Raw genomic sequence first — 10,431 nt, forward strand, 5'->3', positions numbered from 1 at the left:
CGGCTGCGTGCCAGTCGCCGGTCTCGCGTCGTCGTCGGTAGTGGGCGCCCGCCCCGGGTGAGTGGCGAAGGGCCGCGAAGGCCCAGAGGTAGCCGGCGTGGTTGAGGCGATCGTTCTTCACCCAGCGGCGGGTGATGGAGGACTTCTTGCCGGAGGCCCTGGTGACGGGCGACGAGCCCGCGTATGCCTTCAGTCCGCGGGCGTCGGCGAAGCGTGTGCGGTCGTCCCCGATCTCAGCCAGAATCCGGGCGGCGAGCTGGATGCCGAGCCCGGGGAAGCTCAGCAGGACCTCGGCGTCCGGGTGCTGAGGGAACGTCTCTTCCGCCGCCTTGGCGAGGTCATCGGCGGCGATGCAGGCGGCTTCGAGCTGAAGCAGGAGAGCGAGCATCTGCTTGCCGAGTGCGTCCTCGAAGAGCTGGGGCTGGTGAGCCCACTCGGCGCGGAAGATGTCGCGGAGGCGGTCGGCTTCCGCCTCGATGCCACGTTTGCGACCGGCGCGCTTGAGGGCGGCCTGGAGCTGGGCACGCGTTAGCTTCGCGGCCCGGGCAGGGGTCGGTGCGGCCTTGAGGAGCTCGCGGGCCTCAGGCCGGCACAGGCCGTTCGTCCAGATGGCGAAGGCGTCCAGCGCGGACGGGTAGTACTCGCGCAGCAGGGATCGGAGTTGATTGGCGAGTTGTTGCCGGTTCCACAAGGAGTCCTGCTGAGCGCGGGCGAGGACGGCGATGGCGCGGCCGAGGTCGGAGTCGTTGGGCAGCTGCCGGTGAGCGTGCATGTCTGTGCGCAGGATGTTCGCCAGGACCAAGGCGTCGCCGGGGTCAGACTTCTTGCGCGAGACGGAGTGACGATCCCGATAGCGGGCTGCGGCCATCGGATTGATCGCGAACACCTGGCGTGTGCCGGTCCGCAGGACTGCGACCAGCAGGCCGCGGGACGTCTCGATGGCAACCGGGATTGGGCTCCCCTCGGTGTCCCCGTACTCGGCGAGCAGCTCCAGCAGGATCTTGTAACCAGCTGCATCGTCGGTGATATGCCGCTTGGCCACGAGCGCGCCGGTGTCGTCGACCAAGGCGACGTCATGTGTCCGTTCTGCCCAGTCGATACCGCAGTAGATCAAGGTGGTTCCTTCCGCTGTGCAGGTATTTGCTCTGGTCACGAGCGCATGCGGGCCACGCGAGCGACCTAATCCCAGGCCTCAACCGCGAGGGTTGGGCCGACACCTCACAAGCCGTTCGTGGCACCAGCGCACCCCACAGGCCCCGGTCTCCGCAGGAGCTCGAAAGGCTCGGGCATGACGAGGGGTCACTGTGCGGAGGGCTCGCACCACCAACACCAACGAGTTGACCAAGGTTCGGGTGTTGACGCTCGGCGGCCCTGGGCGCCGCCGCTCTACCGCTAGGCATGCCGGCCAGGGGTCAACGAGGCATCCGCCCAGCACCGGCGAACGCCCACACCCACCTGCTGAGTGGTGGCGGTCGAGGGTGCCCAACGCCGCGCGATCTACCAGTAGGCGTCGAGGCCCGGCAGGGATTGGGCATCCGTCCGGCATCCATGTGACCGCCACCACCATGAGCTCCAAGATCGGGCACCCGGTCTACGTTGAGGCGTAGACCCGGCTGCCCTTGGATGTCACGATCCGGCACTCGAACGTTCCGAGAACTACCTGCTCCCTCGAAACGCCCTTAACTACGGATTAGGGGTCGACGAGCGTGGGCTTGTAGCGGGGAGCACGGCGCTCTGCAATGGGCTCCTTCATGCGGGCGTATCGCTTGACGGTATTCAGGGCAACATCGAGGCAGCGTGCGCATTGGAGCAGGCCGACGCCCTGGTCGAGCAGATGGTCGACCCTCTGCCAGCACTCGCGGGTGGTCTACTCGCGTACGCCCCCGGGCCGGGCGGGGGTCACAGCAGTTGCCAGCAGGCGGCGTGGGAGCGGACCTCGGCCAGGGCCTTGCCGCACAGGTTGGACCAGAGGTGCCACCTGTCACTGACCTGGACCGCTTCGGGGAGGGCTTGGCGGATCGCCTCGCCGTAGGAGCCGGAGCCCTCGCGGCAGATGTATTCGATCCCGGGATGCTCGCGCAGCCATGCGACCAGGGTCTGGGCGGTGCGGTCGGGCAGGACGTCGATCCGCTCGCCTGTCTCGGCGACGATGACTGCGGTGGCGTAGCGGTGCCGGCTTTTGAGGGCGAAGTCATCGATACCGAGCACGCGCGGGACGCGCAGCGACGGTGCCGCCCTGCGTATGAGCAGGCGCAGGGCCGTCGAGCGGGGGATCGCGCAAGCCAGCACGCCGGATGGGCGGGCACCCCGGCCGGCCCGCTAACTCTTTGACCACGGAGCGGAGTTGGGCGGCCGCGTGTGGTGCGGCGCTGGTAGCGCTCCACAACGCCGGGAACCTGCTCGCTAGCGTCTGCCGCGAGCAATCGAGCACCGGGCAGAACAGGCACCGGATGCCGCACCGACGGCACGCCCCGCCGTCCGTCCACCCGGCACGTCCGCGACCACCCCCAGTGGAAGCCATGAACCCGCCCGGTCAGCTGCCCGCACACCGGGCACGGCACCGGATCGTCCCGGGTCCGCGCCGACACCCGGATCAGGTCCCCTTGTCCGTCACACCCTCAACCACGAGGGCCGACAGTCCCGAAAGCACCACACCCACAAGCTCATTGACATCGCGCACGTCACGCCAACAACGGCCGTCACCCTTCGTTACCACCAATTGCGGGACAGAGCCGACGACCGTACAGACCCCGTAGGTCTCGTTGTGCTGCCGGGATCTTGGTATGGCGAAAGGGGCCTGCGCCCGATCGGCTGCTCGGGCACAGGCCCTGGGGCCAGCAGGTGGTGGGTGCGCCCACCGGCTGGGGTCTTGGGGACTCCCCGCGAAGACCCTGGGGCCCGTTCAACGAGGGGCCCCGGGCAGGGTTTCACCTGACTGGGCCACTCGTGGTCAGGGCTGCGCGGCCTGGCTTTATCGGTTGATCGTGGCGATGTTGGTGGAGCGGTCGACGGCGACGCAGGTGGCCTGGGCGCGGTTGTTGGTGGTGGTGAGGGTGAGGTTGTTGGGGTTGGTGCAGTTGTTGTTCTGTCGGCCTTCCTGGGCGCGCTGAACGGGCTTCCTGCATCGAGGGCCCAACTCACCTCCCACTGACCGTCAGTGACGGTGCTGCCTGATGCCCGAAGTCACACCCCGCTCAACTTCGAAGACCCACGCTGTTTGGCCAAGAAGCGTTGGGGAGGCCACATCTGGCCGGAGCAGGCCCGAGCGATTCTGTCGATGTCCGTCTCAATCGGGTTCCCACAGCGATGCTGCGGAGAATCACGGCTGAGTGCCGAGGCGTTTTGGCGGCCCCACAGCGCTGGCTGTGGGGACCCGCTTGGTACAGGAATCAGGTGCGTTTCGCGCACCGGGGGCTCACTTGTCGCTGGTGCCGATATTGGTTGAGTGGTCCACGGCGATGCACCGGGTCTGCGTGCGGCTACCCATTGCTGTGGACTCAGGATCGATCTGAGAGTGGGCAGACTTCGTGGGAGGAGGCGAAGGCGGCTCCGACTCCCAAACCTCCGTGATCAGAGCCGCCTTCGTACAGTCTTCCGCCCTCCGTTCGACCCAAGTGCGGAACTGCCTCTGCCTACGCGGTGCCCTACCTGCGTGTCGGGACGTCGCCGATCGTCACACCGACGGGGCGGTCGAAGCTGTCGTCCTCGACGGTGTTGGTGACGGTGTTGCTGCGGGTGTCGATGATCGAAATGTTGTCCGAGTGGGCGTTGTTGACACACAGGTGGAGGCTGTCGGGGGTGCTGGCGATGCCGACGGGGAAGTCACCGACACCGATGGTGTCGATGACCCTGTGGGTGCGGGTGTCGATCGCCGAGACGGTGTCGGAGCCGGCGTTGGTGACGTAGACGCGCGTGCCGTCGGGGAGGACGAGCACACCCTGAGGGTTGTCACCGACGCCGATGGTGCGGGTGACCCTGTTGGTGCGGGTGTCGATCACCGAGACGGTGTCGGAGCCGGCGTTGGTGACGTAGGCACCGAGGGCGCCGTCCGGGCCGACCGCCACGTCCTCGGGCTTCTTGCCCACGCGGACGGTGGCGGTGACCTCGTCGGTACGGGTGCTGATCACCGAGACGCTGTTCGAGCCGGAGTTGGCGACGTAGACCCGCCTGCCGTCCGGGCCGACCGCCACACCGTGAGGGGCCTTGCCGACACCGATGGTGTCCACGACCCTGTTGGTGCTGGTCTTGATCACCGAGACGCTGCCCGAGCGTTCATTGGCGACGTAGACCCGCTTGCCGTCCGGGCTGACCGCCACCCCCTCGGGCTGCTCGCCGACCCTCACGGTGGCGACCACCCGGTCGGTGGCGGTGTCGATCACCGAGACGTCGTTGGAATGATGGTTGGTGACGTAGACACGCTTGCCGTCCGGGCTGATCGCCACGTCCTTGGGGCCGTCGCCGACATGAATGGTGTCGACGACCAAGAGGGTCGCGACGTCGCCCACCGACACGGTGTCCGCATCGTAGTTCGTGATGTAGGCGAACTGGGGGGTTTGGGCGGCGGCGGGCGTGGCCGCGGTGAGCGGGACGAGCGTGCCGGCCGTCACGGCCAGCCCCATGGCCCACGCCCGTACCGTCATCCACCACGAGCCACTGCCACGTCGCCTTCCACTCCCCCGCCGGGGCGGAGCCGACAAAGCGTTACCCGACATCGAGACCTCCTGCAGTGCACGACGCCGTACGGCGTCTTTCGTGCTCCGAATCGAAGACGGCGACCGATGCCTCGGGCACGGACGTCCGAGACCGCCGCGGCGCTGATGATCGCCGCAGCCCACGCTAGGCGCCGTGATCGGCCCGCGCCCGCTCACGGACCATGGATGAGAGCTGCACGGATGACCGGATACACCATCCGGCCGCAGGGTCTGGCCGGGCCAAAGGACGACACGCCGCGCCAAGGGCCCCGCCCCCACCCACGGATGCACCTCGCCCACCGATCCCGAGCGCATCCGGTGCCGGCCTGCCTCGGGCCACGCCGTCGAGCAGAGAGCACCTCACGCCCGAAGGGACGCGGCCGGACGCACCCATGGGCAGGCCTTGTCGGCCGCGGGCCGGGCGGTGCTGGCGCCCGCGAGCACGGATGCGGGTCCCCAGTCGACGTCGGTGTCCGGCTCCATGTCCTCGTCGGGCACGGGGCAGCGGCCGAACGGCCCGGCGGCGGCCTCATCGAGCATCAGCAGGTGCGGCGTGTGCTCCTCCAACAGCTCCTGCCAGGCCGGAGCCGGGCCGGAGCGAAACGCGTTCTCACCGGTCACCGATGCATCTTCCATGATCGGAAGTTACACCGAACGATTTACAGTCCCCGTGTCCGCCAACGGGGGTTTGAAGCCCGCCACCGGGGAGCCTTCCAGGTCCGCTGTCAGTCAAAGCCAGAACCCGAATTGGAGAGGGAAATTGGACCGTTGAAGTGAGGAACAACATGCGCCCATGACAAAAGACACACAGCGAACGTTACGGAAGGGAGATGGCTTAGAACATCACTCATCGGCACAAGGAGGCACCCAGGTGCGGGCACATAAGATCGCGACAGCCACCATGCTGGTCCTGGCAATCAGCGGATGGGGCGTAGTAGGTTCCGGGGCGGCATACGCCGACAACGGCCCCACCCATGAGGGGAAGCCGAAGGCCGCCGACAACGCCTATGGAAAGGCGAAGGCTGCCGACAGGGGCCGCCCCGCCCATGGGAGGGTGAAGGCCAGGGCGGAGGGGGGATCCGCCACCGGCGCGGGCCTCTTTCAGCAGAACATCGCGCAGTCCTCCCGGCAGAACAACAACTGCAACAACCCCAACCCAGAGGAGGAAGGGGAGGTGTCGCTCACCAATAGCCGCGTGAGGGGCCGGTGCGTGACCGCCGACGGCTCCCTGAACGCGTTCTCCCGAATCCAAAACGGCCCCGCCATTGCCCAAGGTGGATCGGCAGCCACAACCGTGGTCCAGCAGACCATCGCCCAGCGCGGCAGGCAGAACAACAACTGCCAAAACCCCAACAACGCGTCCATCACCCTGGACGACGGCCGGGTAGAGGGCCTCTGCACAGACCAGGACCATTCCTTCAACAAGCAGACCCTCGTCAAGAACGGCGGCGCCCACGCCAAAGGCGGCGACTCCGGAACAGAAAACACACTGGAGCAGCAGAACATCGCCCAGGTAGGCCGGCAGAACAACAACTGCAACAACCCCAACGACGACTCGGACATCACCCTGATGGGCGGTGGACGGGTGGATGGGCGTTGCAAGAACAAGGACGGCTCGTTCAACCACAAGACCCTCACCAAGGGCCGCGGCGCACGAGCCCATGGCGGCTCGGCCACAGGCGACGCCGCCGATGTGAACTCGCAGAACATCGCCCAGGAGGGTCGGCAGAACAACAACTGCAACAACCCCAACAACGAATCGGACATCACCCTGGACAGCGGCGGCAGGGTAGCGGGCCGGTGCGGGAACAAGGACCACTCGCTCAACCACAAGACCCTCACCAAGGGCGGCGGCGCCCGATCCAGGGGCGGCAATGCAGTAGTCGAAGTGAACCAGCAGAACACCGCCCAGGAAGGCCGGCAGAACAACAACTGCAACAACCAAAACAACGACTCAGACATCGACCTGGACGACGGCGGCGGGCGGGTAAAGGGACGTTGCAAGAACAAGGATCACTCCTTCAATCACAAGTCACTCTTCAAGGGCCGCGGCGCACATGCCGAAGGCGGCTCCCAAACAAGCGATGAAGCCGTCGACTTGGACCACCAGAACATCGCCCAGGAGGGCCGGCAGAACAACAACTGCAACAACCCCAACGACGGCTCGGACATCACCCTGATGGGCGGTGGACGGGTGGATGGGCGTTGCAAGAACAAGGACGGCTCGTTCAACCACAAGACCGTCATCAAGGGTGGCGGCGCCCGAGCCAAAGGCGGCAACGGCACAGTCGAAGTGGACGGGGACAACATCGCCCAGGAAGGCCGGCAGAACAACAACTGCCAAAACGCCCACGACTCGAACATCGACCTGGACGAGGGCCGGGTAGAGAGCCGCTGCGGGAACAAGGACCACTCCTTCAGCAAGCACACCCACGTCAAAGGCGGCGGCGCCCGAGCCGAAGGCGGAAACGCAACCGCCGATGTGTCCCAGCAGAACATCGCCCAAGAAGGCCGGCAGAACAACAACTGCAACAACCAAAACGAGGACTCGGACATCAACCCCGGCGAGGGTGAGGGCGGACGGGTGGATGGCCGTTGCTGGAACAAGGACGCCTCCTTCAGCAAACACACCCATATCAAGGGCGGCGGCGCCCGAGTCGAAGGCGGCAACGGCACAGGGGAGGGCGTCGAGGTGGACCAGCAGAACGTCGCCCAGGAAGGCCGGCAGAACAACAACTGCAACAACCCCAACGAGCAAGGGGACATCGAAGTGGTTGACGGCGGTCGGCTAGCGAGCCGTTGCTGGAACAAGGACGCCTCCTTCAGCAAGCACACCCATATCAAGGGCGGCGGCGCCCGAGTCGAAGGCGGCAACGCAACCGTCGATATGGCCCAGATGAACACCGCCCAGGAAGGCCGGCAGAACAACAACTGCAACCACCTCAACGACTTCGACGAGGAGACCATCGACGTGAGCGAGGGCGGTCGGCTAGCGGGCCACTGCGAGAACAAGGACCACTCGTTCAACCACAGGACCAGCGTCAAAGGCGGCGGCGCCCGAACCCACGGCGGCAACACCACAGGCACCGCCATTGACTTCAGCCAGCAGAACACCGCCCAGGAGGGCCGGCAGAACAACACCTGCAACAACCCCAACCAGAACGCAGACATCGATGTAACCGATGGCCAGGCCGAAATGCGCTGCCGAAACAAGGACGCCTCCTTCAACCACAAGGCAACGGTGAAGGGCGGCGGCGCCAGCGCCGAAGGCGGCAACGCAACCGCCGATCTCATTCAGCAGAACATCGCCCAGGAAGGCCGTCAGAACAACACCTGCGCCAACATCAACGGCGCCCCGGAAGAAGTCGCCCTCGTCGTGGACGGCGGCCAGGCCAAGATCCACTGCCAGAACAAGGACGCCTCCTTCAACCACAAGGCCTTCCTCAAGGGCGGCGGCGCCCGAGCCGAAGGCGGCAACACCACAGGCGGCGACGCGTTCCAGCAGAACATCGCCCAGGAAGGCCGGCAGAACCTGGCCTGCGGCAACCTCAACCATTCGGAAGTCACCCTGACCCAAGGCGACCGGTACAAGGTGAACTGCAAGCAGGTCGACCACTCCACCAACATTCACACCAAAGACGTGGGCGGCGGAGCCAAGGCCACCGGTGGAGGAGCCACAGCCGACCTCTTCCAGCAGAACATCGCCCAGGAAGGCCGCCAGAACACCGCCTGCGGCAACACCAACAACCTCACCCTCACCCTCACCGGCGGCTCCCGCAGCACCACCCCGTGCACCTCCGCGGACCACTCCACCAACATCGCCACCGAATACCGATAAACCAGTAGACCAGGCGCACTCACACCCCGCTGCCACCAGCATCCCCCTCTGATGCCATACCAACTCGAGCCCTCACCCTCCCCAAAGGGCCTCAAGCTGTTGCGGGTTGACGTTGTAGTCGCTGTGGTCGGTACATAAGGGGCGGGTCCTTCAGCGGCAGGATGAGAACTGCCAAGTCACGCATCTGCCGTCGCAAAGGACCCGCCTGGTGTCCCACCGTAGTGCCCCCTGTCCGTCGAGGGCCGCCGTCGCCTGGTCCAGCGGTGCCAGGAACGCCCCATCGCCCACGTAGCCGCAGAGATGGGCATCTCGCGGTCCTGCGCAAGCAAGTGGGTCAACCGGCACCGTCGATACGGCGACCTCGGCCTGCTCGACCGGTCCAGCACCCCGCGACATCAGCCGACACGGACACCAGGAGTGACCGTGGCCCGCATCGAGCGGATGCGCCGTGAACACAAATGGTCAGCCGCCCGCATCACCTTCGAACTCCGGGCCGAGGGCATAGGCGTCAGCCGTCGCACCGTCACCCGCCACCTACACCAACTCGGGTTGAACCGCCGCCGTTTCATCGATCCAGGCGGCGGCACCAACCGCGCCGGCCGCACCATCACCGCCCGCCGACCAGGCCACATGGTCCACCTCGATGTGAAGAAGACCGGCCGCATCCCCGACGGCGGCGGATGGCGCATCCACGGCCGCGGCAGTCTCCAGGCCAAACGCGTCGCTCGCGCCAAATCCCGCGGAGACAGGCCCGGTTACCTCTACCTCCACTACCTCCACTCGGCCGTCGACAGCTTCTCGCGACTCGCCTACACCGAGGCGCAGCCGGACGAGTAGCCACCACCGCGATTGCCTTCCTCCACAAGGGCCCGAGCCTTCTTCGCGGCCCACGGCATCAACCACATCCAGCGAATCGTCACCGACAACGGGGCCTGCTACCGCGCCGGCGACTTCACCCGCGCCATGCTCGGCTCCCGCCACCAGCGGATCACGCCCTACACGCCACGGCACAACGGCAAAGTCGAGCGCTATCAACGCATCCTGACCGAAGAATTCCTCTACGCCCGCAAATGGGACTCAGGAGACCAGCGAACCCAAGCCCTGACCACCTGGAACATCCACTACAACTACACCGACCCCACACCGCCGCCGGGAACCAGCCACCCGCCTCCCGACTCCACACAGCCGTGACCAACCTCGTGGCCTCATACACCTAGTCGACGCTGGGGGGATGCTGGTCCTGCTGCGCGGCGCCTTGGGGCAGCAGCTCCAACGGGATGGGATGGTCCGCTGGCGGCCCGCCCCCGGGGCATGGACCGTGCCGCAACATGGTGACGGCCGCGCCGACCGGGCGGGTCAGGGCGCCGGCTTCGAACGTGGCCCGGTAGTTGTGGGACTCCCACCGGCGGAGCACACGGTCGCGCAGCTGGAGCGCGGTCCGGTCCCGCAACTGGATGGTGATGGTGTCCAGAAGGGTCTTGGGGATCTCGCGGCCGGTGGTGGTCCGCATCGCCTCGCTCAGCGCAGCAGGCAAGGCGGCGAACACCATCGCCTGGTCGGCAGTCAGCGTGAACGGCAGACGCCGCGGTGCTCCCCGCCGGGTTTCCTTCCGGGATGGTTGTGTGACGTGGTTGGTCGGCGCGCAGCTTTCGGGCTCGCGCGCTACTACCGGTAGAGAGCCTCCGGCGTTGACCGGCGCTACGCGCCGAAGGCGCCCCGTTCGTGTTCTCAATCTTGGTGTTCTTGAGCTTGGTGTTCTTAGCCTCGCCGTTTCATTTGCGTACGGCTGGCTGGGTCGGAAAACGCGAAGTGCCTTCCTGACCTGGAACGATGAACCTTGCTGAGGGGTTCTGTCGGTCCAGGCGGAGGGCACTTTCTACGTGCAGGCTATCGGGTTGCGTC

The 10,431-nt window shown here is 66.4% G+C and carries 6 protein-coding genes and 2 pseudogenes; 2 read left to right on the forward strand and 6 right to left on the reverse strand.

All coding sequences use genetic code 11. From position 1 onward, the window contains the following. From AB0M26_RS30445 to AB0M26_RS30465, 5 genes and pseudogenes are all read right to left on the reverse strand, one after another. On the reverse strand, nucleotides 1-1,114 hold a 1,114-nt coding region (locus tag AB0M26_RS30445; protein ID WP_365266062.1), incomplete at its 3' end, for an IS110 family transposase. Nucleotides 1,115-1,693: 579 nt separating this feature from the next. Next, nucleotides 1,694-2,650 (reverse strand): annotated as a pseudogene (locus tag AB0M26_RS30450) (transposase); the annotation flags it as partial. Between the two features lie 321 nt (nucleotides 2,651-2,971). Then, nucleotides 2,972-3,136, reverse strand: a complete 165-nt coding sequence (locus AB0M26_RS30455) for a hypothetical protein (protein WP_365266064.1) — start codon at nucleotides 3,134-3,136, stop codon at nucleotides 2,972-2,974. Nucleotides 3,137-3,644: 508 nt separating this feature from the next. Beyond that, nucleotides 3,645-4,640, reverse strand: a complete 996-nt coding sequence (locus AB0M26_RS30460; protein WP_365266066.1) for a beta-propeller fold lactonase family protein — start codon at nucleotides 4,638-4,640, stop codon at nucleotides 3,645-3,647. 411 nt (nucleotides 4,641-5,051) lie between these two features. Next, nucleotides 5,052-5,327 (reverse strand): hypothetical protein, encoded by a 276-nt coding sequence (locus AB0M26_RS30465; RefSeq protein WP_365266068.1) that lies wholly within the window; start codon nucleotides 5,325-5,327, stop codon nucleotides 5,052-5,054. Nucleotides 5,328-5,562: 235 nt separating this feature from the next. Between AB0M26_RS30465 and AB0M26_RS30470 the strand changes: the two genes are divergently transcribed. After that, the gene (locus AB0M26_RS30470; protein WP_365266070.1) at nucleotides 5,563-8,529 is read left to right on the forward strand and encodes a hypothetical protein; all 2,967 of its coding nucleotides are present in this window, start codon (nucleotides 5,563-5,565) and stop codon (nucleotides 8,527-8,529) included. 228 nt (nucleotides 8,530-8,757) lie between these two features. Beyond that, nucleotides 8,758-9,746 (forward strand): annotated as a pseudogene (locus AB0M26_RS30475) (IS481 family transposase). On the opposite strand, the gene AB0M26_RS30480 reads toward AB0M26_RS30475, so the two are convergent. After that, nucleotides 9,743-10,063, reverse strand: coding sequence for a hypothetical protein (locus tag AB0M26_RS30480; RefSeq protein WP_365266072.1), 321 nt, complete (start codon nucleotides 10,061-10,063; stop codon nucleotides 9,743-9,745). The pseudogene AB0M26_RS30475 and the gene AB0M26_RS30480 sit on opposite strands and share 4 nt — an antisense overlap. Between the last annotated feature and the right edge of the window lie 368 nt (nucleotides 10,064-10,431).

Source organism: Streptomyces sp. NPDC051776, from assembly GCF_040681345.1.
Classification (GTDB): domain Bacteria; phylum Actinomycetota; class Actinomycetes; order Streptomycetales; family Streptomycetaceae; genus Streptomyces.